The organism is Halorientalis brevis (assembly GCF_023077655.1).
This window is the reverse complement of sequence record NZ_JALLGV010000015.1, coordinates 25,032-46,496: the sequence shown is the minus strand read 5'-3', so window position 1 is coordinate 46,496 and position 21,465 is coordinate 25,032. Positions and strand designations below refer to the sequence as shown.

The 21,465-nt window shown below is 64.4% G+C and carries 19 protein-coding genes; 6 read left to right on the top strand and 13 right to left on the bottom strand.

Translation table 11 applies throughout. The annotated features are described in order from the left end of the window. Positions 1-22 precede the first annotated feature (22 nt). From MU553_RS23475 to MU553_RS23455, 5 genes are all read right to left on the bottom strand, one after another. Positions 23-1,162, bottom strand: a complete 1,140-nt coding sequence (locus MU553_RS23475; RefSeq protein WP_247382260.1) for a thiolase family protein — start codon at positions 1,160-1,162, stop codon at positions 23-25. Then, positions 1,163-2,326 (bottom strand): acyl-CoA dehydrogenase family protein, encoded by a 1,164-nt coding sequence (locus MU553_RS23470; protein WP_247382258.1) that lies wholly within the window; start codon positions 2,324-2,326, stop codon positions 1,163-1,165. A 74-nt stretch (positions 2,327-2,400) separates the two neighbouring features. Next, complete coding sequence (locus tag MU553_RS23465) at positions 2,401-2,817, bottom strand: Zn-ribbon domain-containing OB-fold protein (protein WP_247382255.1); 417 nt, start codon at positions 2,815-2,817, stop codon at positions 2,401-2,403. Next, the gene (locus MU553_RS23460) at positions 2,817-3,779 is read right to left on the bottom strand and encodes a hypothetical protein (protein ID WP_247382253.1); all 963 of its coding nucleotides are present in this window, start codon (positions 3,777-3,779) and stop codon (positions 2,817-2,819) included. The genes MU553_RS23465 and MU553_RS23460 overlap by 1 nt, the downstream gene beginning before the upstream one ends. Further along, positions 3,776-4,945 (bottom strand): thiolase domain-containing protein, encoded by a 1,170-nt coding sequence (locus MU553_RS23455; RefSeq protein WP_247382251.1) that lies wholly within the window; start codon positions 4,943-4,945, stop codon positions 3,776-3,778. The genes MU553_RS23460 and MU553_RS23455 overlap by 4 nt, the downstream gene beginning before the upstream one ends. Before the next feature lie 102 nt (positions 4,946-5,047). Between MU553_RS23455 and MU553_RS23450 the strand changes: the two genes are divergently transcribed. The 4 genes from MU553_RS23450 (at position 5,048) to MU553_RS23435 (ending at position 9,290) form a co-directional block, all read left to right on the top strand. Next, complete coding sequence (locus MU553_RS23450) at positions 5,048-5,938, top strand: 3-hydroxyacyl-CoA dehydrogenase family protein (protein WP_247382248.1); 891 nt, start codon at positions 5,048-5,050, stop codon at positions 5,936-5,938. Then, positions 5,931-6,743, top strand: a complete 813-nt coding sequence (locus tag MU553_RS23445; protein WP_247382246.1) for an enoyl-CoA hydratase/isomerase family protein — start codon at positions 5,931-5,933, stop codon at positions 6,741-6,743. Before MU553_RS23450 ends, MU553_RS23445 begins: the two co-directional genes overlap by 8 nt. A gap of 126 nt (positions 6,744-6,869) precedes the next feature. Then, positions 6,870-8,189 carry a methyl-accepting chemotaxis protein gene (locus MU553_RS23440; protein ID WP_247382245.1) on the top strand — a complete coding sequence of 440 codons (1,320 nt, stop codon included), beginning with the start codon at positions 6,870-6,872 and terminating at the stop codon, positions 8,187-8,189. 309 nt (positions 8,190-8,498) lie between these two features. Continuing rightward, positions 8,499-9,290 carry an IclR family transcriptional regulator gene (locus MU553_RS23435; protein ID WP_247382243.1) on the top strand — a complete coding sequence of 264 codons (792 nt, stop codon included), beginning with the start codon at positions 8,499-8,501 and terminating at the stop codon, positions 9,288-9,290. Positions 9,291-9,641: 351 nt separating this feature from the next. Here the strand turns inward: MU553_RS23435 and MU553_RS23430 are convergent, their stop codons facing one another. From MU553_RS23430 to MU553_RS23410, 5 genes are all read right to left on the bottom strand, one after another. After that, on the bottom strand, positions 9,642-11,585 hold the full coding sequence (locus MU553_RS23430) for an archaea-specific SMC-related protein (RefSeq protein WP_247382241.1): 1,944 nt from the start codon (positions 11,583-11,585) through the stop codon (positions 9,642-9,644). Positions 11,586-11,723: 138 nt separating this feature from the next. Further along, on the bottom strand, positions 11,724-12,347 hold the full coding sequence (gene rdfA / locus MU553_RS23425) for a rod-determining factor RdfA (protein WP_247382239.1): 624 nt from the start codon (positions 12,345-12,347) through the stop codon (positions 11,724-11,726). A gap of 837 nt (positions 12,348-13,184) precedes the next feature. After that, a complete protein-coding gene (locus tag MU553_RS23420; protein WP_247382237.1) occupies positions 13,185-13,565 on the bottom strand; it encodes a Zn-ribbon domain-containing OB-fold protein in 381 nt (126 codons plus the stop codon). Between the two features lie 55 nt (positions 13,566-13,620). Continuing rightward, positions 13,621-14,787, bottom strand: a complete 1,167-nt coding sequence (locus tag MU553_RS23415; protein ID WP_247382235.1) for a thiolase C-terminal domain-containing protein — start codon at positions 14,785-14,787, stop codon at positions 13,621-13,623. A gap of 30 nt (positions 14,788-14,817) precedes the next feature. Then, positions 14,818-15,138 carry an EthD family reductase gene (locus MU553_RS23410; RefSeq protein ID WP_247382233.1) on the bottom strand — a complete coding sequence of 107 codons (321 nt, stop codon included), beginning with the start codon at positions 15,136-15,138 and terminating at the stop codon, positions 14,818-14,820. Between the two features lie 90 nt (positions 15,139-15,228). Between MU553_RS23410 and MU553_RS23405 the strand changes: the two genes are divergently transcribed. Next, positions 15,229-16,092 (top strand): 3-hydroxyacyl-CoA dehydrogenase family protein, encoded by an 864-nt coding sequence (locus MU553_RS23405; protein WP_247382231.1) that lies wholly within the window; start codon positions 15,229-15,231, stop codon positions 16,090-16,092. Between the two features lies 1 nt (position 16,093). On the opposite strand, the gene MU553_RS23400 is transcribed toward MU553_RS23405, so the two are convergent. Continuing rightward, on the bottom strand, positions 16,094-17,218 hold the full coding sequence (locus tag MU553_RS23400; protein ID WP_247382230.1) for an acyl-CoA dehydrogenase family protein: 1,125 nt from the start codon (positions 17,216-17,218) through the stop codon (positions 16,094-16,096). A gap of 157 nt (positions 17,219-17,375) precedes the next feature. Between MU553_RS23400 and MU553_RS23395 the strand changes: the two genes are divergently transcribed. After that, positions 17,376-18,935, top strand: a complete 1,560-nt coding sequence (locus MU553_RS23395) for an acyl CoA:acetate/3-ketoacid CoA transferase (protein WP_247382229.1) — start codon at positions 17,376-17,378, stop codon at positions 18,933-18,935. Here the strand turns inward: MU553_RS23395 and MU553_RS23390 are convergent, their stop codons facing one another. Both MU553_RS23390 and MU553_RS23385 read right to left on the bottom strand, forming a co-directional pair. Beyond that, complete coding sequence (locus tag MU553_RS23390) at positions 18,936-19,688, bottom strand: IclR family transcriptional regulator (RefSeq protein WP_247382228.1); 753 nt, start codon at positions 19,686-19,688, stop codon at positions 18,936-18,938. It lies immediately after the preceding gene. A 595-nt stretch (positions 19,689-20,283) separates the two neighbouring features. Then, entirely contained in the window at positions 20,284-21,090 is an 807-nt protein-coding gene (locus tag MU553_RS23385; RefSeq protein WP_247382227.1) for an IclR family transcriptional regulator, read from the bottom strand. Positions 21,091-21,465 lie beyond the last annotated feature (375 nt).

Below are 21,465 nucleotides of genomic sequence, written 5' to 3'. Positions count from 1 at the left end.
CGAAACCCAGCGAGCCGCCGGCTCAGGGAATCCGGAACTCGATGGCGATGCCCTGCCCGTAGCCGATACACATCGTCGAGAGTCCGCGGTCCGCGTCGCGGCGGTGCAGTTCGTGGATGAGCGTCACGGGCAGGCGGGCGCCCGAAGCCCCGAGCGGATGGCCGATGGCGATGGCACCGCCGTTGACGTTGAACACGTCGTCGTCGATGCCGAGTTCGCGCTGGCAGTACAGCGTCTGGCTAGCGAAGGCCTCGTTCAACTCGACCAGATCGTAGTCGTCGATGGTCGTGCCGGTGCGGTCCATGAGGCCGCGGACCGCCGGCACCGGGCCGATACCCATGATCTCGGGGTCGACGCCGGCGACGTCGTGAGCGCCGACTTCGGCCATGATCTCCAGATCGTGCTCGTCGGCGAACCGCCGAGACGTGAGCATCACGGCGGCCGCGCCGTCGGAGATCTGCGAGGCGTTGCCCGGAGTGACCGTGCCGTCGTCTTTGAACACCGTGGGCAACTCGGCTAATTTCTCTGTCGTGGTGTCCGGGCGCAGGCCCTCGTCTTCGGTGACCACTTCCTCGCCGGTGTCGATGGGGAGGATCTCCTCGCCGAAGCGCCCCGCTTCCGTGGCCGCGACGGCGCGCTGCTGGGAGCGAGCGCCGTACTCGTCCTGTGCCTCGCGGCTCACGTCGAATCGCTCGGCGACGGCCTCGGCGGTCATGCCCATCTGGAGCGCGTCGGTGTCGTACTGCTCGCGGATGCCGGGGTAGGAGTCGATGCCCTTCTCGCGCTGGACGCGCGACATGTTCTCGACGCCGCCGGCGACGATGCACTCGCGCTGGCCCGCCCGGATGGCGTCCGAGGCGGCGGCGATGGCCTGTGCCGACGAGCCACAGAGCCGGTCGATGGTGGTCGCGGGCACGCTCTCTCCGAGGTCCGAGAGGAGCGCGATGACCCGCGCCAGGTTGTTCCCCTGCTCTTTGACCTGCTTCGCACAGCCCCACTGCAGGTCGTCGACGTCCGCGCCCGTCAGGCCGGTCTCGGCGAGCAGTTCGTTCACGAGGGGAACCGAGAGGTCTTCGCTCCGCACGTCCGCGTAGACGCCGCCTTGCTTGCCCTGTGGGGTCCGACGGGCAGCGACGACGACTGGATCAGTGTCTGCGGTCATTTATTCGAATGCGGGGATGCCGGTGAGGTCGTGGCCGATGATGAGCGAGTGGATGTCGTGGGTCCCCTCGTAGGTGTAGACGGTTTCGAGGTTCGTCACGTGACGCATCGGCGAGTAGTCGGCCGTGATGCCGTTGCCGCCGAGCATCTCGCGGGCGACGCGGGACTGCTCGCGAGCCATCCGGACGTTGTTGCGCTTGGCCATCGACACCTGCTCGGGGCGGAGGTCACCGCGCTCTTTGAGCGTGGCCAGCCGGTGGGCGAGCAACTGGGCGTTCGTGATCTGGGTGGCCATCTCCGCGAGCTTCTCCTGCTGGAGCTGGAAGCCGCCGATGGGCTTGCCGAACTGCTCGCGATCGGTCGCGTAGTCGCGGGCCGTCTCGAAACAGTCCATCGCGGCGCCGACGGCGCCCCAGGCGATGCCGTAGCGCGCCTGCGTGAGACAGGACAGCGGGCCTTTCATGCCCTCCACGTCCGGGAGGACGTTGTCTTCGGGGACGTGGACGTCGTTGAGCCCGATCTCGCCGGTGATCGACGCCCGCAGCGAGAGCTTCTCGTCGATCTTGTTCGTGGTGACGCCGTCCCGATCCGTCTCGACGAGGAACCCGCGCACCGGAGTCCCGTCGCTCGACCGGTCTTTGGCCCAGACGACTGCCACGTCGCTGATGGGGGAGTTCGTGATCCAGGTCTTCGCGCCGTTCAGGACGTAGCCGTCACCGTCGCGTTCGGCGTGGGTCTCCATCGCGGAGGGGTTCGAGCCGTGTTCCGGTTCGGTCAGCCCGAAACAGCCGACGGCCTCGCCGGCGCCGAGTTTCGGGAGCCACTCGTCTTTCTGCGCGTCCGACCCGAAGGCGTGGATCGGGTACATCACGAGCGCGCCCTGGACGGAGGCCATCGAGCGCAGTCCCGAGTCGCCGGCTTCCAGTTCCTGCATCAGGAGGCCGTAGGCCGTCTCGCTCAGGTTCGGCAGGCCGTACCCCTCCAGGTTGGGCGCGTAAAAGCCCAGCTCGCCCATCTCCGGGATGAGGTCTTTCGGGAACGTGCCGTCGATCCAGTGCTGGCCGACGTCCGGCTTGACCTGTTCTTCGACGAACTCGCGGGCGGTGTCACGCACCATGCGCTCTTCTTCAGTCAGTTCACTCTCCAGGTCGACGTAGTCGAGCATATCGTCCAGGTCGGAGGCGATGACATTAATAGTTCGGTCCGGCGTCGAACGGGAGCCCCGCCGGGCACTCGCCTTCAGTCGAGGGGCCTGAACTTGGCACCGTAGCGGACGATGCCTTCCTGTTCGTAGATGCGGCGAACGACGGCTTCGACGCGCGTCCCGCGTTCGACCGACGACGGCTCACAGTCGGTCAGCATCCCCGGGACGCGTGCGCCCTCGTCCAGTTCGACGACGGCGACGGCGACGTCTCCTTCCTGGGTGCTGTAGTCGGCGAACTCGGGCGGCATGCCGCCCTGGAGGACCGTTCGGGCGACGACCGTGCCCGTTCCCTCGGGCTCGACGGTCTCGAAGTCGGCCGTGGAGTTGCACGCCGGACAGGCGCCTTCCGCGGGGAAGGTGTGTGCGCCACAGTCCGGACACCGCCCGAGGACGAGGCGGTAGCGCCCGTCGAGATTGCGCCACCACGACGGCACGCTGAGGTACGCCCCCATCAGTCGTCACCTCCCGTGGCGACGACGTGGCCACGCTTGCGCGCGTACTCGGCGTAAGAGACGTCGGCTGTCTCGCGGTCCCAGGTCGCGTCGAGCGTGCCGGTCACGCGGCCGGCCACCGCGCTGGCGCCGTCGCCGTACGCGACGAGCGTGACCTCGTCTCTGTCGTCGGCCCACGCGGCCAGGAGTCCGAAGAACGGGCTGGCTGCACCGGTATCACCGAGGTCGCTCGCGGTCTGGTAGACGTCGACGTCACCGTCGAGCCGACGAGCGATGCGGTAGGGTCGCTTGCCGTCGGGGGCCGTCGGCGCGACCGCGGTCGGCGCCTCGTCCAGCGCTTCGACCGCGCCGGCGACGACGGTCCCGTACGCCTCGCGCTCGTACGCGGTCGCGTCGTACGTGTTCACGGCCGCCTCTCCTCGCTCGCGGAAGCGCGTCCCGGGGAACTCCTCGGTGTAGGTCGCCGTCTCCACGATCTCGACGGGGCCGTCCTCGGCCAGGAGGAAGGCGACGGCGCCTGCACCGGCCGCGTGGTCGACGGCGTCGTCCGGTTCCCCGCGCGGTGCGTCTGCGGCGACCACGAGCGTCGGCCCCGCCGGCACGGACGTGCCCCAGCGAAGCGCCCTGCCGCCGGCACCGGTCGATTGCGTGAACGCGGCCGTCTCGACGCCGTGATCGAGCCCCAGTATCTCCGCGACGGTCGCCGCCACGTCGCCCTCGTCGACGGGCGGCGTAGTCGACGCGAACGCGAGCCCGATGACCTCGTCACGGTCGTGATCCGATCCGGCCAGCGCGTCCGTCGCTGCTTCGACGGCCATCGTCACGGCGTCCTCGTCGGCCGCAGGGACGGCCTTTCGCTCGACGCCGGGCGCGTCGAACGAGTCCCAGGCCTCGACGAACGCGTCGGCGTCGATGCGGAACCGCGGCGTGTACGCGCCCGCGCTCTCGATGGCGTCGGTCACGCCCATCCCTCCTCGAAGACGTGGACGGTGACTGCACCGCCCGAGCCACCCACGTTGTGTGCGAGGCCGCGACCCAGGCCAGCGACCTGGCGGTCGCCCGCTTCACCGCGGAGTTGCTTGAACACCTCGACGGCCTGCCCGCCGCCGGTCGCGCCGATGGGGTGCCCTTTCGATTTCAGCCCGCCAGAGAGGTTCACCGGAATGTCGCCGTCCGGTTCCGTCGCCCCGCTTTCGATGAACGGACCGGCTTCGCCCTTCTCGCAGAAGCCCAGGTCCTCGTAGGCCATCAGCTCCGCGATCGAGAAGCAGTCGTGGACCTCCGCGAAGTCGACGTCGGCGGGGTCGATCCCCGCCTCGTCGTAGGCCTGCTCGGCGGCGTCCGTGGTCGCGGGAATCCCGGTCAGGGTGGGCCGCTGGAACAGGCCGACCCGTGAACTGGCCTGGCCGGCGCCGGCGACGCGGATGGGCGTGTCGGTCAGTTCCTCGGCCGCCTCTCGACTGGCGAGGATGGCGACGCTCGCGCCGTCGGAGGTCGGACAGCAGTCGTAGAGGTTGAGCGGCTCGGCGACGCTCGGCGCGTTCATCGCGTCGTCGAGCGAGCACTCGAACCCGAGGTGTGCGTGGGGGTTGTTCGCACCGTTGGCGTGATTCTTCGCCGCGACCCGCGAGAGGTGTTCGCGGGTCGTCCCGTGGTCGGCCATGTGGGCGTCGGCCATCTGCGCGTAGACGCCGGCGAAGGTGGTCCCGGCCATCCGCTCCCACTCGGTCTCGCCGCTGACGCCGAGCCAGTAGCGCGTCTGATCGCCGCTCATGTCAGTCATCACCTCGAATCCGCCGGCGATGGCGACGTCTGCTGCGCCGGCCCGGATGGCGAGCGTGGCCTGGCGAAGCGCCGTCCCGCTCGCCGCGCAGGCATTCTCGACGCGGGTGCACGACGCCCCGTCGAGGCCGACGTATTCGGTGACGGCCGGGCCGCTCAGGCCGAGCTGGCGCCCGCCCACGCCGAGCGTTCCGACGTACGCCTCGTCGACGGCAGCCCTGTCGAACTCCCCGTCGACGGAGGCGACGGCGTCCTCGAACGCCGTCGCGAACAGCGATCGATACGATTCGTGCGGGAACGCCCCGTAGTCCGTCTGGGCCGCGCCCACGAGATACGCGTCTCGCATACGGACGTATTGCGGAACGGACGGTTTACCGTTTTCTCTTTGCCCCACCGTCACACACTGCAGTGAGAAACGCTTTTGCCCGCACTCTCTGAGTGTGCCAGTATGCAGGTCGCAGTACTCGGAGCCGGTAGTATGGGCCACGGAATCGCACAGGTGTCGGCGATGGCCGGACACGACGTCGTCCTCCGCGACGTCGAGGCCGACTTCGTCGCCGACGGGATCGCCGGGATCGAGGAGAACCTCGCCGAGGGCGTCGAACGGGACAAGGTGACCGAGTCCGAGATGGACGCGACGCTCGACCGCATCTCCGGGACCACCGAACTCGCCGAGGCCGTCGCGGACGCCGACCTCGTCGTCGAGGCCGTCCCGGAGGACATGGACCTCAAACAGGAGGTCTTCGCGGACGTCGAGGCCGCGGCGCCCGACGACACCATCGTCGCCTCGAACACCTCCTCGCTCTCCGTGACCGAGATGGCGTCCGCGCTGGAGCGTCCGGAGCGCGCCGTCGGCTTGCATTTCTTCAATCCGCCCCACATCATGGACTTAGTCGAGATCGTCGTCGCCGAGCAGACCAGCGACGAGACGGAGACGCGGGCGATCGAGTACGTCCGGGGAATCGACAAGGAGGACGTGGTCGTCCGAGACAGCGCCGGCTTCGCGACCTCGCGGCTGGGGCTCGCCCTCGGTCTGGAGGCGATTCGCATGGTCGAACAGGGCGTCGCCAGTCCGGCGGACATCGACGCGGCCATGCGGAAGGGGTACGGCTACCCGATGGGCCCCATCGAACTCGGCGATCACGTCGGGCTCGACGTCCGCCTCCACATCGCCGAGCACCTGCGCGAGGAACTCGGCGAGCGGTTCAAACCGCCACAGGCGCTCCGCCGGAAGGTCCGCGCGGGCAACCTCGGCAAGAAGTCCGGCGAGGGGTTCTACGTCTGGGAGGACGGCGAGAAAGTCGGCATGAGCGGCGAGTGGGGGGCCGACGATGAGTGAGTCGCTCGCCGCGCAGTCCTACGATCTGCTCTCCGTGACCGTCGGTGATCACGCCGACCGCGTGGCCACGATCGCCATCGAACGCCCGGACGCTCGGAACGCACTGAACGAGCAGGTCCGGACGGAACTGAAAGACGCCTTCGCGACGGCAGCGGCCGACGACGCCGTTCGCGTGCTCGTCCTCACGGGCGGCGACGGCTCCGGCGCGTTCGTCGCCGGCGCGGACGTGACGGAGTTCCGCGAGCGCGACCTCGTCGAGCAGCGGGAGGCGAGCGAGATGCCGCGCATCTACGAGACCGCCGACGAGCTGTCGATCCCCGTCATCGCTCGCATCAACGGCCACGCGCTGGGTGGCGGGTGCGAACTCGCACAGGCCTGTGACGTTCGCATCGCACAGGAAGGCGCCAAACTCGGCCAGCCGGAGATCAACCTCGGATTGATCCCCGGTGGCGGCGGGACACAGCGGCTGCCCCGCCTCGTCGGCGAGGGGCAGGCGATGCGCCTCATCCTCTCCGGCGAACTCGTCGACGCCACCGAAGCGGCCGAGATCGGACTCGTCGACGAGGTCTGCGAGGCAGACGCCATCGACGAGCGCGTCTACGACCTGGCGGGGGCGATGGCCGAGAAGAGCCCCGTCGCGCTCGAACTGGCCAAATCCGCCGTCCGCGAGAGTTCGCGCATGGGCCTGGACGCCGGTCTCGAGTACGAGTCCGAACTGTTCGTGCAGTTGTTCGCCACAGACGACAAGGACGAAGGCATCGAGGCCTTCCTCGACGGGCGCGACCCCGAGTTTTCGGGCGAGTGAGCGTCGACGGACCTGCCGTTCCCTTTCCGTAGCGTCGGTGCCCCGCTGGGTCTCCTCGGACGAACTGGCCTGTTCAGCGATAATTTGAGAAATTTTATGATTACTGGTGGGCACGATAGGGACAGCATGGCACTACAGACCGATGCCGACCGGCTAGCGCCAGCAGACGAGAGCCGGGCGGCGGCGTTCTGGCGGACCGCGTTCGAGTCGCTCGTCGAAGCGTTTCCGGAAGCAGCGTTCGTCGTCGACACGGACGGCGTCGTCACCCAGTGGAACGACGCGGTGTCGCGACTCCACGGCATGCGCGCTGAGGAAGCCGTCGGCACGAAAGCGTACGACGTCTTCGAGACGAAGGGCGAGTCGGAGACCCTGGCCGAACGCGTCGCCAGGACCGGCGAGGCCGTCCGCGAGAGCAAGATCCGTTCGTCCGACAAGAGCGACGGCAAATCCTCTCACGCGCGGGCTCTCGCCGTCCCGATTACGAACGCGGACGGCGAGACCGTCGGCGCACTGGAGGTTCTCACGGACGTGACCGAGATCATCGAGCAACAGGAATCGCTGCAGTCTCTCCAAACGGAGCTGTCAGAGAGCGTCCGAGGGGCAATGGACGATCTCCGCGGGGCTGCCGAGGAGATTTCGGACGAATCGCGACACATCAGCGACCTCACCCAGGACCAGGCGGCCGACCTCTCGGAGGTCCAACACGAGGTGTCGGATTTCAGCGCGACCGTCGAAGAGATCGCCTCCAGCGCCGAGGAGGTGAGCAGTCAGAGCGAGGAGACCAAAGACCTCGCCACCGAGTCCGTCGAGACTGCGGAGGAGACGATCGACCGCGTCGACGAACTGGCCGACGGCTCGGAGGCGTTAGCCGAGGACGCCCAGCACCTCCGCGAACGCATCGACGAGATCGACGGGATCGTGGACGTGATCGACGACATCGCCGAACAGACCAACATCCTCGCGCTCAACGCCAACATCGAGGCGGCCAGGGCAGACGGCGACAGCGACGGGTTCGCCGTGGTCGCAAACGAGATCAAAGACCTCGCCGACGAATCCCAAACTCGCGCGAAAGAAATCGAGCGGATCGTCGACGAGGTTCGCGAGATGGCCGTCAACACTACTGAGAACGTCGACGAAACCCACGAGACGATCCAGCGAACGGCCGAGGATCTCGAACGCGTCGTCGAGAACCAACAGTCGATTCTCGCGTCGGTGACCGAAACCGACCGCGGCCTCACGGAGATCGCCAATGCGACGGACAATCAGGCTGCGAGCGCTGAGGAGATCGCCAGCATGATCGACGCCATCGCCGACAGTGCGGCGGCGGTAGCGACGGCCATCGAGGACGTCACGACCGCCAACCACGAACAGAGCCAGAAGATCGAAGCCATCCTCGACGACGTCGACCGGATCGAACGAGAGATGGCCACGATCACGGAGCGATAGCCCGCTGCCCGAACCATCGTCGTCCGGCAGGGAGTGACCCCTGCTGCAACAAGTCCGTTTCGCATTAGTAAACATCTAGGTCGGTTGTACGCGCCATCAGGTAACGGTTGCCACGACACGCGTTGACTATGGTAAACTCTCTCGTGGGACAGAACCGGTCTTCTTTCCATCGAGCGTGTATTTTCGCGACATGGCGCGCCGAGTGGGCAGGCGCGATACCGCGGCTACCGTCTGGGTTCGGGCCACGGTTCACGCACGACCGTTTCGCATTAGTGAATCTTTTTAGGGTGGGGAAGTCACTGTCACGCAATGAGCAACCCATCCACTGGCGACGACGGCGCGAACGTCGATGGACGGACGCTGAAGAGCCTGGAGCGATCGTTCGCTATCATCGCTGAACTGAAATCGCGCGACGGCGCGGGCGTCACGGAACTGGCGAACGTGACGGGCCTCTCGAAGAGTTCCGTCCACAAACACCTGGCGACGCTTCGCGCCGGCGACTTCGTCAGGAAAGACGGTGACGTCTACCGTCTCGGACTCCGATTTCTGGACATCGGTGGCCACGTGCGCAACCAGATCGAGGGCAACACGCTCATCCGGGAAAAGCTCCGGGACCTCGCCGAGGAGTCCGGCGAGACGGCACAGTTCACCGTCACGGAGCACGGCCAGGCCGTCGTGCTGTATCGCGAAACCGGCAGCCACGGCGTCTTCTCGAAGGGCCGCGTCGGAAAGCGGTTCGACATGCACCTCACAGCGGCTGGCAAAGCAATGCTGGCCCAGATGCCGGAAGACCAGGTCCGGCGCCTCGTCGAAACCGACGGTCTCACAGCCGCGACCGAGAACACGATCACCAGCGAAGCAGAACTCTTTGCCGAACTCGAAGCCATCCGTGAGCAAGGATTCGCAGTCAACGAGAGTGAAAGCACGAAAGGCCTTCGTGCAGTGGCCGTGCCGATCATGGACCCGAACGACGACGTTCTCGGCGCGTTTGCCGTCGCCGGCCCTGCCCATCGACTCAAAGACGACCGCCTGACAAACGAGATTCCAGACCTCATTCATCGGAGCGTGAACGAACTGGAACTCAATCTCGCTCACTCCTGATCCCCACGCCTCGATTCTCCCGGTCGTACTACTGGAGCCAGCTTTCACCCGTTCGTCCAGCCCGATTCTCGCTTGCACTGATGCCGAATTATAATTCTCCACGTCTAATCGTATTTAATAAATAAACATAAAATACTACTCGAGATAGTGTGTGGAACGTTAGTCATACTCGGAAATTAGTGGCCGTGTGGGTATAATATGCGACTGTTCTGCTGTTCGCTAATACCGAACGGCCGGGCTGGCACCTTCGTGACGTAGCACTGTCAGCCTCTCGCGTTCCATTGCAGGTGTGAGTCGTCGGATCAGCCCTCGGTGCTGTGCGTAAGCCGCTGTGAGAAAGCGAGCGCCGTCTCAGATTTCAGTGATGCGCTCGTAATCGCTGGACAGCGCGGCAGCGTCTTCGGGGAGCAGCGCAACGAGGAGGTAGCCGGTGTAGTCGGCGAGGTACTCGACGAGCGTCGCGATCCGGGCGGAGTCGATGGCCTCCAGGGAGTCCAGGAGGATGAACGGAACGTCGTCGTACACTTCGTGGGCGAGGTAGCCTGCGAGTGCGAAGACGAGTCCCGTCACCTCGCGTTCGCTCTCCGAGAGGTGGTCGACCGTGTCCTCGTACGCGGCCCCCGATTCGGACGTCCGAATGACGTGCAGTTCGAAGACGGTCTTCGTCACTTTGCGGCGTCCCTCGCGCACCTCGCGTTCGACGCGTTCGATCCAGATGCGGTCGAGGTTCGCGTAGTCGAGCATCTCGAGGACGGTGTCCATGTGCTCGTTGAACTCCTCGACGGCGTTGGCTTCGATTCGCTCGATCTTCGTCCGGAGATCCTCGATCTCGGCTTTGACGTCGTCGAGTTCGGCCTCGAGCTCGCTCTGTTCGGCGATCCGGTCTTCGATGTCCGCGATGTCGCCCTCGACGCGTTCGAGGTCGTTCTCGAGCTTGCCGAGTTCGTATTCGAGCTGGTTCGCCTCCTTGTGGAGGTCCAGAACCGCACTGTAATCCTCGTTCTCGAGTTCGTCGACCTCCGCTTCGACGGTTTCGATTTCCTCGGTCAACTCCTCACGCTGTGTCTTGAGGCGCTCGATGGTTTCCTCTCCACGTTCGATCTCGGTCTCGATCTCGGTCAGGCGTCGTTCGACGCGTTCGCGTTCGCGCTGGGACTGTTTCAACTCGCGCTTTCGGTCGTTCAACTCCGAAATCTGGGTGTCGAGGTCGCCCACGTCGCTGATCTTCGTTTGGCTCACCTGCCGTAACTGATCGAGGGTGGCTTCGATCTGCTCGTTTTTGACCTCACTCCCACACGTCCAGCACGTCACCTCGTCGTCGGGGAGTAACTGGTCCGTGAGGTCACCCGAGGAGTCTTCGAGCAGGCCCTGGAACGCGGTCGAGTCCGCGTCGTCCAGCATGTCCTCGTTGAAGCCGATGACGCTCTGGAGTTGGTTCACCTCCGATTCGAGCGCCTGTTTGCGTTCGCGAAGCCGGCTGATTTCAGACTCGATTTCGTTTATCTCACCGACTGGTGCCTCGGGTAACTCGTCGAGTTCGTCCGCCAGTTCGCGTCGTTCCCCTTTGACGGCCTCGAGACTTTCGCGCTCGGTATCGAGGTCGTACCGCACGTCGTCCAGCGAGGATCGCTTCGAGCGGAGTTCGTCGAGTTTGTCTTCGAGTTCGGCCTTTTCTTCGCGAGTCTCTTCGACGTCGGCGTCTGCGTCCTCGAGTTCCGCTTCCTTCGCTTCGAGCTCCGCTCGCTTCTCCTCGATTTCGGTTTCCAACTGCGTCCGCTTTTCTTCCAGCCCCGGCAGTTGCCCTTTGACTTCGTCGATCTCCTCGAGTTCGCGTTTGAGCGATTCTCGCTCCTCCACGAGTCGGTCGATCTCAGTCTGGATCGCCGCGGTGTCGACCGGGCGCATGATGAGTTCGTGCAGGTCGTCGCTGGCAGCGACCGCTCGTCGGGCTTCGTTGGACTCCAGTAAAAAGGCGAACAGATCGGCGAGCGTCGGATCGTCGAGGTAGGGGTCTCCATCGGTGACGACGCCACCCGCACGGCGACTCAACTGCCGCGTATACGTCTCGTCGCCGAGGGTGAGTTCGACGGACGCTTCGTCGGCATCGCCTTTCATCGCGACGTTTTCGCTGCCGAGCGCCGCCATAATCGCCTGGAGGAAGGACGTTCGATTGGTTGCGTTCCGCCCGACGAGGATCGTGGTGCCCGGCGAAAACTCGACGGACGTGTCCTGTATCCCGCCGATGTTCTCCGCCTGTATTCTGGCCTTCGAAGAACTAGTTTGATGTTGTGACATAGGTCCACTATCGATTCTTTCAGTGATAAAATTTTACATCAGGTGGTGGCCTCGCCGCCCGGGTCGTGTGGTGACTCCCTACAGACTTCTGAGCAAAGACGAACGTCTAAGATAGCAATCTTAGATCTGGGGTCGCGGTCACTCCTGATCCGAACACTCACAGCCCCGATCGGTGAGAACCTCGAAAAAGTTCTTGTGCGTCCCGCAGTCCGTGCAGTGGACGCTGATCTCGACGAAGATATCGTACGAGCCCAGGGTGATCGCACCTGCCTGCCGGAGGCTATCGAGCGTGGTTTCCGACACGGCGATCAGTCGGCTCCGGAGTCGGTTGATCGTCTGGCGAGCGTTGTCGAGACGATCTTCGGGTTCGGTCTCCTTTGCTACCTCTCGCCCTTTCGTGAGGTACGTGTGGACCGCCTGGTGGGTGACGAAGTCCTGTTCGAGCTGCTCGACGTCGATGCCGTCGCGTTCCAACTCCTTCCGGACCCGTGTCTGCTCTGCCCGACTCACGTCGTCATCAGTGAGGACCTGGTACAGGTTTTCGACGTCGCCACTCACCTCCCGTCGATCCGTGTCGGCGATCGCCGAGCGCACTACCTCCTCGTTGAAATACGTCGCGAGCTCGCGTAAGCTGTGTGAGTCTCTGCCGTCGCCGAGCCAACGTGCCTCCAACTCACTCCCCATGCCGTCGAGTGAATAGCGCTCGATGACTTTCCCGACCTTGTACCTCGGCGCGTCGCGTTCCTCCGATGAATCAGTCATTAGCGCATCCGTTCGCTGAGGGGACACTAAAATGTACCTCGACGCGTCTCTGCCTCTGGCATTACAATCCTATGGCTGTAATAGCGATGGTCGACACCCACGGGAGAACAACATCGGCGTGGGTCTGAGCGGCGACCGAATTCCATTACACGCCTATTGCTGTAACGGGAATGCGGGGAGCACGGAGCGTTCGCAGTGCTGCGTTCTTACCGAATATGAACGGTGAGGTGCCGGTCCGTCGATGGCGCTTCGTATCCAATCGCTTACCGACCAACGCGAACGACGACAGGCGCCCTATTCCAAGTGAAGTGACGTACTCTGAATTATAAGTAAAATTATGGTTCAAACAAATAGTACTTGATATGAACTTATTTATTTATACCCCTCTCGACGAGGATTATTCTCCGCTGATATAATACGATTTAAATATCTGGAAATAATCGTGATAAGTGGAATACAGCGCACTCAATACCGATTATATCCCTTGTTATTATAGAATTGATGTACTGTCGAATCAAGGTTCGTCTATCTATAACACTACCTATCAAATTTGTAGCTATAACAGCAAAAAATGATAGGGAAGAAATACTATTGTGGTGCGGGTATTGGAAATATATCCTGGAAACATCACGATAAGGTTGCGGCAGTTGGGTGAGTACCTGTCGATCTGACGGGGTTCTTCGAGACTCACCTCATCGACAGACTCGACGTGGCTATCCGAGGGGTCAACGAACGGCTCGATCGACGGACTGTTGACAGTGACTCCGGTCGAGATGACGGCAGCCAAGCGAGAACGAGACACTGCAGGTGCGACGTGATTCCCGGAGCGGTCGCGTACTATTCCGGTTGCTCGAAGGCGACGAATCGCTCACCGTCGGCTGATCCGACGGCGAGTCGCACCGTCTGTCCGATTTCGACGGCGTCGGGATCGACGCCGCGGAGGTGGCCTGTGAGGGTGACGGGTCCGAAGTCCGCGATGGCGGTGACGTACGGACTGTCGTCGCTGAACCGTGGCGCGGGGACGGAGACCACGGTGTACGTTTCGATTTCGCCACTCTCTGAGAGCGGCGTTTTCGAGAGGTCACGACTGTGACACTCCGGACAGAGCTGTTGTGGCGGGATCGACCCGTGGCTCTCCGGACAGACGAGGTAGTACGGGTCGCCGGCCTCGATCGCGTCGAGGAACGCCGAGAACGCGCCGTCGCTGGCGTCAGTCATGCCACCACCTCCGCAGTGGCGAGTTGGCTGACTCCGAACCGGCGGTGATACGTCGTCATTGAACCACCTCGAGGACGTGCACGGTGGCACTGGCGACGGTGCCGCCTGCGTTCTGGGCGACCCCGACGGTCGGCGAATCGAGCGCGTCCGCTCGGGGATGGCTGCCCGAAAGCAGCGTCGCGACGGCGGCGACCTGTGCCGTGCCCGTCGCGCCGACCGGATGCCCTTTGGCCTTCAGGCCGCCCGAGAGGTTGACCGGCAGTCGCCCGTCCCGCGTCGTCTCGCCGCGACGGGCCGCGCCGATCGCCTCGCCCTCCTCGTAAAGGTCGAGCGCTTCCAGGGCGAGCACTTCCGCGATCGTGAAGCAGTCGTGGACCTCGGCGACGTCGACGTCGTCGGGTACCACGTCGGCATCGGCGTACGCTTCCTGTGCCGCGGCGCGGGTCGCGGGCGTCTTCGCGTAGGATTCGCGGTCCTGGAGCGCCATGCGGTCGCTGCCCTGGCCGCTGCCGGTGATCGCGACCGGGGCGTCGAGGCCGTGGTCCTCGGCGTAGGTGTCAGTCGTCACCACCACCGCGCTCGCGCCGTCGCTGATCGGGCAGGCGTCGTAGAGGCCGAGCGGGTCGGCGACGGCCGGCGCTTCGGCGACGTCGTCGACGGTGATCTCGGTCTGCAGGTGGGCGTGATCGTTGGCCAGCGCGTTCTCGTGGTTCTTGACGGCGACGTGGGCGAGATCGGTCTCGTCGCCCCCGTACCGCTCGAAGTAGGCGCGCGCCATAAGCGCGTACGCCGCCGGGAAAGTCACCCCAGGGCGGACTTCGTAGAGGTCGTCGGCCGCGACGGCCAGCCCCGCGGTCGCACCGGCGGTTCCCATGTTCGTCATGCGTTCCATGCCGCCGGCGAGGACCACGTCGGCCTCGCCGTTCCTGACGACGCGGACCGCGTCGCGGATCGCAAGACCGCTCGACGCGCACGCGCCTTCGATCCGCCTGGCGGGCGCCGTCGTGCCGAAGGCCTCGCTCATCAGGGGCCCCTGGTGGCCCTGGTTTTCGGACAGCGTCCCGACGAAGTTGCCGTAGAAGACCTCGTCGACGTCGTCCGGCGAAAGCCCCGCGTCGTCGAGTGCTGCGAGCCCGGCCTCCCCGAAGAGGTCCCGGCCCGGCCGATCGGGGTGTTCACCGAACGGCGTCATCCCTGTGCCAGCAATGCGTGCTCGTGACATGTGTGCTCTCGTGTCTTCCTCTTGTCGCGTTCAGTCGTCGCCGAACTGTACCGTCTCGTCGACGACCAGGACCTCACCAGCGTCGTCGTCGAGGAAGTTTTTCGTGTCCGCCTGGACCCGTTGGCCGGCCTCGCTCGCGAACACGTCGCCGACGCTCGCGTCCGCGTCGAGGTACAGCTCCGCGATCCCGTCGTAGGCGGCCTTGTCCGGGTCGGCGGGGATCGACGTCGCGTACTTCCTGACGCCGGGGAGGGCTTCCGCCAGCGGCGCGTGTTCGGTCAGCCAGTAGTCCACGAACTCCTCGTGGCTCAGCCCGTCCTGTCGGACGAGGAGATTGACAAGTTTCCGCATGGGTACAGGTCACTCGTTCACGACCTTTGTTCTATCGATCCCCGGGCCGTTTCGGCACACTTAGGTTGCACGTGGCAAGAGATTCCTGTGATGACCTTTCAGCTAGAGTCGATCGACCGCGTCGGGGTCGTCGGCGCGGGCACGATGGGTAGTGGAATCGCACAGGTCACCGCCATGGCGGGCTACGATGTCGTGATGCGCGACATCGAACAGTCGTTCGTCGAGAGCGGGTTCGAGACCATCAGCGACAGCCTCGACAGCCTCCTCGACAGCGACAAACTGACCGACGAGGAAGCGACGGCGACCCGAGAGCGCATTACGGGCACGACCGACCTCGAGGACCTGGCGGATTGTGACCTCGTCGTCGAGGCCGCCGTCGAGGACGTCGACGTCAAACAGGACATTTTCGCTGACCTGGACGAGGTCACCGGCGACGAGGCCGTGCTCGCGACCAACACCAGCACGCTCTCGATCACGACCATCGCCAGCGCGACCGAGCGCCCCGAACAGGTCGTCGGCATCCACTTCATGAACCCGGTCCCGGTCATGAAGGGCGTCGAGATCGTCGTCGGCGAGAAGACCGACGCCGACGTGGTCGCACTGGCACACGACTTCTCCGAGGACCTCGGCAAGGAGACCTGGGAGTCCGACGACAAGCCCGGGTTCGTCACCAACCGCGTGCTGATGCCCTGGATCAACGAGGGCATCCGCGCGTTCGACGAGGGCGTCGCCTCCAAGGAAGACCTCGACAAGGGCATGACGCTCGGGACGAACGTCCCGATGGGGCCGCTGACGCTCGCCGACCACATCGGACTGGACGTCTGTCTCCACGCGACGGAGACCCTCCACGAGGAACTGGGCGACCGATACAAGCCCGCGTACCTGCTCAAGCGAAAAGTCGAGGCCGGCGACCTCGGGAAGAAGACGGGGAACGGCTTCTACGAGTACGAGTAGCTCAGTCCTTCAGGTGGCGCGCGATGACTTTTTTCTGAATCTCTGAGGTGCCCTCGTAGATCGTGGTGATCTTGGCGTCGCGGTAGTAGCGCTCGACGTCGAAGTCCTTGGTGTAGCCGTAGCCGCCGTGGACCTGGACGGCCTCGTTGGCCACGTCGACGGCGGTCTCGCTGGCGAAGTACTTGGCCATGCTCGCGGACTTTGGGTGAACGTCGCCCTCGTTTTTGCGCGCGGCGTCGCGCGTGAGCAGGCGCGCGGCCTGCACGTCCGTCTGCATGTCGGCGAGTTTGTGGGCGATGGCCTGCTTCTCGATGATCGGCTCGCCGAACTGCTCGCGTTCGTTGGCGTACGCGACGGCGTCGTCCAGCGCGGCCTGTGCCACGCCGACGGCCTGACTGGCGATGGCGATGCGGCCGCCGGTCAGGATGGAGAACGCGGCCTTGAGACCGGCACCGACCTCGGTCAGGCGGTTCTCGGCGGGGATGCGCGCGTCGTCGAAGACGAGCGTCGTCGTGTCGCTGGCGCGCAGCCCGAGCTTGTCCTCTTTCTTGCCGACTTCGAGCCCGTCGATGTCCTTGGGCACGAGGAACTGTGTGACCGTGTTGGGGTCGTCCTTGTCGGTCTTGGCGAAGAGGATGACGACGCCGGAGCGTTTCCCGTTGGTGATCCACTGTTTCGTGCCGTTGATGACGTACTCGTCGCCCTCTTTGCGGGCTTCGGTGGTCATCTCGGCGGGGTTCGATCCGGCGTGCGGCTCGGAGAGTGCGAACGCCCCGACGGGCCGCCCGTCGACCATCTCCGAGAGCCACTCGTCCTGTTGGTCGTCCGTGCCGAACTGCCGGATACACGACGTCGCCAGTCCGTGGACCGACAGTGCCGTCGCGACGGCCAGGTGGCCACGGGCCAGTTCCTCGTTGACGATGCTGTAGGTGACCTCGTCGGCGTCGAAGCCGCCGTACTTCTCGGGCACCGTCAGGCCCGTCAGGTCGAGGTCGGCCAGGCCGTCCCAGATGTCTTCGGGGAACTCCTGGCTCTCGTCGGCCTCGGCGACGTTCTCGCTGACTTCGTTCTCGACGAACTCCCGGACTGTCTCCTGAATCATCCGCTGCTCGCTGGTGAGTTCCATCGGCACGGGCTACGAACCATGGGGTCCTAAAGAATACGATACGACCGTCGGGCGAGTTGGGCTCGTACAGGGGCCGAAATATATTTGACGGCCTTGATCAGGACACTCACTAAAAGTAGCAAAAGGTTTGTTCCGGGCCTCCCGTACTCCGAACGACATGGCACTCGTAGAACCCGTCGAAGAGGCAGTCGCGTGCATCGAAGACGGAGACACCGTCGGCATCGGTGGCTTCGTCGCCGTCGGCATCCCGGAGTACGTACTGAACGCGTTGGGCGACCGGTACGAAGCGTCGGGCGCGCCGGGCGATCTCACGCTCTATCACCCGGCGGCCGAGGGCGACCGGCAGGGGAACGGCATCTCCCACCTCGTCCAGGACGGCATGCTGGAGCGCGTCATCGGTAGCCACTGGGGGTTCGTTCCGGACCTGATGGAGAAGGTCGTCGCGGGCGAGGTCGAAGCGTACAACCTCCCGTTCGGCGCGATGGATCACCTGCTCCGTGACACGGCCGCGGGCAAACCGGGGACGATCACCAACGTCGGTCTGCGGACCTTCGTCGACCCGCGTCAGGACGGGGCCAAAGCCAACGACGAGACGACCGAGGACATCGTCGAGGTCGTCACCCTCGACGGCGAGGAGTACCTGTTCTACCACGCACAGCCCATAGACGTCGCCATCATCCGCGGGACGACCGCCGACGAGAACGGCAACCTCACGATGGAGCGCGAAGCGCTCACCGCGAACATGCTGGCGACCGCCCAGGCCGCGCACAACTCCGGCGGGACGGTCATCGCGCAGGTCGAGCGCGTCACGGAAGCCGGGTCGCTGAGCGCCCGCGACATCGACGTGCCCGGCGTCGTCGTCGACACAGTGGTCGAGGCACCGCCGTCCGAGCACAAGCAGACCTACGGCGAGGACTACAGCGGCGCGTTCAGCGGCGAGGTCAGAGTCCCCCAGGACGACGACGCCGAGCAGGCGCCGCTCACCGAGCGGACAGTCATCGCCCGCCGGGCCGCGATGGAACTGGTCCCCGACGCGGTCGTAAACCTCGGCGTCGGCGTGCCCGAGACGATTCCCGTCGTCGCGAGCGAGGGGAACATCAGCGACGAGATCACCCAGACCGTCGAGGCCGGTCCCATCGGTGGCTCGCCCTCGGGCGGCATCAGCTTCGGGACGGCCGTCAACCACGAGGCGCTCGTGACCTCGCCCGAGCAGTTCGACTTCTACGACGGGGGCGGCCTCGACATCGGCTACCTCGGCATGGCCCAGATCGACGCCGACGGCAACATCAACGTCAGCCGGTTCGGCTCCCAACTCCCCGGCTGTGGCGGCTTCATCAACATCACGCAGAACGCCGAGAAAGTCGTCTTCTGTGGGACGCTCACCACGGGCGGCCTGGAGGTCGACGTCGGCGACGGGACGCTCGAAATCGTGTCCGAGGGTGAGGGCACGAAGTTCGTCGACGAGGTCGAGCAGATCACCTTCAGCGGCGACTACGCCGTCGAGACGGACCAGCCCATCGTCTACGTCACCGAGCGCGCCGTCTTCGAGCTCTCCAGCGACGGACTGGTGTTGACCGAGGTCGCTCCGGGCGTCGACGCGGAGACTGACGTCGTCGACAACATGGCGTTCGATCCCGTCGTCGCCGACGACCTCGCGGAGATGAATCCGGCGCTGTTCCGCGAGGAACCGATGGACCTGAGCGAGTACGTCAACTAACTACGCGTAATCCAGATTCACCTGGATCACGTTCGCCGACCGCCGAACGACCTCGGCGATCTGTTCCTGCCGCTGTTCGTCGATCCGACTCCGCGGGCCGCACACGCAGACCGACGCCTGGACGTCGTCGGCTTTGTCGAGCACCGGCGCGGCGATACACACCATGCCCGCGATGCGCTCACCGTCGTCGACCGCGTACCCCTGTTCTCGGATGCTTCCGAGTTGGTCGAAAAGGACCTCCCGATCGGTGATCGTCCGGTTCGTGACCGCGACGAGTCCGTGGTCGTCCAGGATTTCCTCGACGCGCTCGGGCGGCAGGTACGCGAGAATCGCTTTGCCCGGCGCCGTCGCGTGGAGGGGCATCCGGGCGCCGGGATACGCGAAGAGGCTCACCGCGTCGGCGCCTTCCTGGATGGCGATGAGCACGCCCTGTCCGTTCTCTTCGATCATCAGCGTGACGTGCTCTCTGGTCTCTTCGGCGACCGTCTCGAGTTCCTCCGCTGCGGCGGTGAACACGTCGAGTCGATGGCGCTGCCGTTGGCCGACCTCCAGGAAGCGCGTCGAGGTTCGATAGATGTTGTCGGTTTTCGTCACGTATCCCGTCGCCGTCAGCGCCTGAAGATAATCGTGCGCGGTGCTCACGGGCATGTCGAGTTCGTCGGCGACCGCGGATCCCCGAAGGCCGCCTTCCTCAGCCAACACGTCGATGATCTCGAACGCCCGATCGACCGTCTGTCGTGAGCCGCTGGCCATGATACCGAAGACACGTCCCTCAAAGCTGGAAAGCCTTTCGAAATTGTCGAAACAAAGTACCGGCCGATCTTCCGATGACTGTGAGGAAAGCTACTCAGTGGTGTCGCAAAACATCTTCAGGTGACCCACGATCCGTCGACATGGGCTCCGACCGCAGATTATTACCTGTCCGATCGGTCGGCCGAACCAATACACCGAGCGATCGTCGATCCGACTATTTCGGAGACACGTATTGGCGGCGATAGCCACCGGAATCCGGTTCTGGTCGCCTCCATAGCTGTGTGGTGCCGGTAACGTGTCTTCAAGAAACTCGAAAGTGGATCGAGGGGCGGAACAGCGATACGAGAATCGGACTGGAGTCGCCACTACCCATTACGATACTACTTTTGTAATCGGATGCTGGCAGGAAGCGTCTCGGACTGGTGCGACTCACTCAGGTCCGTCACGAAGCAGCCGAGTGAAGTCCGCTGCTTCGGCAAGAGTCTGAAGCAGCGTTACAGAGCAGATGACGCCGTGCTGTCCGCGCGGGGGTGATCTTCCTGCGACGGTGGTGTTACAATCCTATGGATGTAACGGCAGATCCGAGATGACGGATTCAAAACTGGTGGGACTGGGTGTCCATGTTGATGTTGAACTCGATGACGTCGGCCGTGTTCTTCACTTTCTCTGGAAGCTCCTCCCGGAGGCGGTCACCTTGCATTCGACTGCGAGGGCCGGACAGGCTGATCGCACCGAGAACGTTGCCGTCTGGGCCGTCGATCGCGGCGCCGACGGCCCGCAAGCCGTCGACCTCCTCCTCGATGTTGTATGCGAACCCACGCTCCTCGACCGCTGCCAGTTCCTCGAACAGGCCGTCCAGGTCCGTTATCGTATTGCTCGTCCGGGCGTCGAGACCGTGTTGCTCGACGATCGCTTCGACGCGTTCGTCGGGGAGCCGTTCGAGGATCGCTTTGCCCGCCGCCAGGTGGTGGAGATTCAGGGATCGTCGCTCCATCTGATCGGAGTAGGTGTTCCCCATCGCGTTTTCGCCGCGTTTCAGGTAGACCACGATGCCGAGCCCGTGTTGCTCTGTGATCAGTTGTGCGTATTCGCCGGTTTCCGCGACGAGTTTGTCGAGTTCTTCCTTGCCGAATCGGTAGAGCAGACTTTCCTGTCTAACGTGTTCGCCGATGAGGATGAAACGAGGGCTCAGATCGTACTCGTCCCCGCGCTTGATGACGAAATCGTTCGCGCGGAGCGTTGCGAGGTGGTTGTACGCGCCCCCTTTCGAGAGGTCGAGGTAGTCGGCCATCTCGGTGACGGTCGCACCGTTGAGATTTTTCAGCGCGTTGACTACGTCCAGCGTCGTCGTGGACGTCTGTAGGGTCCTGGGCGAATCGGACTCGACTGGATCCGTTGGCATGAGTAGTCTACAAGCCGGGCTGATATATCGTTTGCGTACGACAAACGCGACCTGTCGGCTTGCCTCCGTAAACCCGGCAGATGGTTGCCGAACACGGCCAGTTATGAAAAATCAACGCACAGACTGGGGGCCTTTCCCACGGTACTCATGAACACACACTCGATCCGGCCTCTCGGCTGTGCGATGGCGTTTGCCGGAGACAAACGGGCGTCGGGTGGGTTCCATCCCGCGGAGGTGGTGGTGAAAGAAGCGGTCTCCGTGCGTGGTTCTGCGCTTTCACAGCGGCGACGACTGGCAGTGCGAGTCCGCATGAATCTTGTCGCGCGGCGTCCGCTGGATCGGATCGAAAATGCGTCGGTCTGCACTGTGTGGGTT

What these genes read in the sequence shown, in the direction of transcription:
- MU553_RS23475 (WP_247382260.1), bottom strand. Translation starts at nt 1,162, where the DNA reads ATGACCGCAGACACTGATCCAGTCGTCGTCGCTGCCCGTCGGACCCCA.
- MU553_RS23470 (WP_247382258.1), bottom strand. Translation starts at nt 2,326, where the DNA reads ATGCTCGACTACGTCGACCTGGAGAGTGAACTGACTGAAGAAGAGCGC.
- MU553_RS23465 (WP_247382255.1), bottom strand. Translation starts at nt 2,817, where the DNA reads ATGGGGGCGTACCTCAGCGTGCCGTCGTGGTGGCGCAATCTCGACGGG.
- MU553_RS23455 (WP_247382251.1), bottom strand. Translation starts at nt 4,945, where the DNA reads ATGCGAGACGCGTATCTCGTGGGCGCGGCCCAGACGGACTACGGGGCG.
- MU553_RS23450 (WP_247382248.1), top strand. Translation starts at nt 5,048, where the DNA reads ATGCAGGTCGCAGTACTCGGAGCCGGTAGTATGGGCCACGGAATCGCA.
- MU553_RS23445 (WP_247382246.1), top strand. Translation starts at nt 5,931, where the DNA reads ATGAGTGAGTCGCTCGCCGCGCAGTCCTACGATCTGCTCTCCGTGACC.
- MU553_RS23440 (WP_247382245.1), top strand. Translation starts at nt 6,870, where the DNA reads ATGGCACTACAGACCGATGCCGACCGGCTAGCGCCAGCAGACGAGAGC.
- MU553_RS23435 (WP_247382243.1), top strand. Translation starts at nt 8,499, where the DNA reads ATGAGCAACCCATCCACTGGCGACGACGGCGCGAACGTCGATGGACGG.
- MU553_RS23430 (WP_247382241.1), bottom strand. Translation starts at nt 11,585, where the DNA reads ATGTCACAACATCAAACTAGTTCTTCGAAGGCCAGAATACAGGCGGAG.
- rdfA (WP_247382239.1), bottom strand. Translation starts at nt 12,347, where the DNA reads ATGACTGATTCATCGGAGGAACGCGACGCGCCGAGGTACAAGGTCGGG.
- MU553_RS23420 (WP_247382237.1), bottom strand. Translation starts at nt 13,565, where the DNA reads ATGACTGACGCCAGCGACGGCGCGTTCTCGGCGTTCCTCGACGCGATC.
- MU553_RS23415 (WP_247382235.1), bottom strand. Translation starts at nt 14,787, where the DNA reads ATGTCACGAGCACGCATTGCTGGCACAGGGATGACGCCGTTCGGTGAA.
- MU553_RS23410 (WP_247382233.1), bottom strand. Translation starts at nt 15,138, where the DNA reads ATGCGGAAACTTGTCAATCTCCTCGTCCGACAGGACGGGCTGAGCCAC.
- MU553_RS23405 (WP_247382231.1), top strand. Translation starts at nt 15,229, where the DNA reads ATGACCTTTCAGCTAGAGTCGATCGACCGCGTCGGGGTCGTCGGCGCG.
- MU553_RS23400 (WP_247382230.1), bottom strand. Translation starts at nt 17,218, where the DNA reads ATGGAACTCACCAGCGAGCAGCGGATGATTCAGGAGACAGTCCGGGAG.
- MU553_RS23395 (WP_247382229.1), top strand. Translation starts at nt 17,376, where the DNA reads ATGGCACTCGTAGAACCCGTCGAAGAGGCAGTCGCGTGCATCGAAGAC.
- MU553_RS23390 (WP_247382228.1), bottom strand. Translation starts at nt 19,688, where the DNA reads ATGGCCAGCGGCTCACGACAGACGGTCGATCGGGCGTTCGAGATCATC.
- MU553_RS23385 (WP_247382227.1), bottom strand. Translation starts at nt 21,090, where the DNA reads ATGCCAACGGATCCAGTCGAGTCCGATTCGCCCAGGACCCTACAGACG.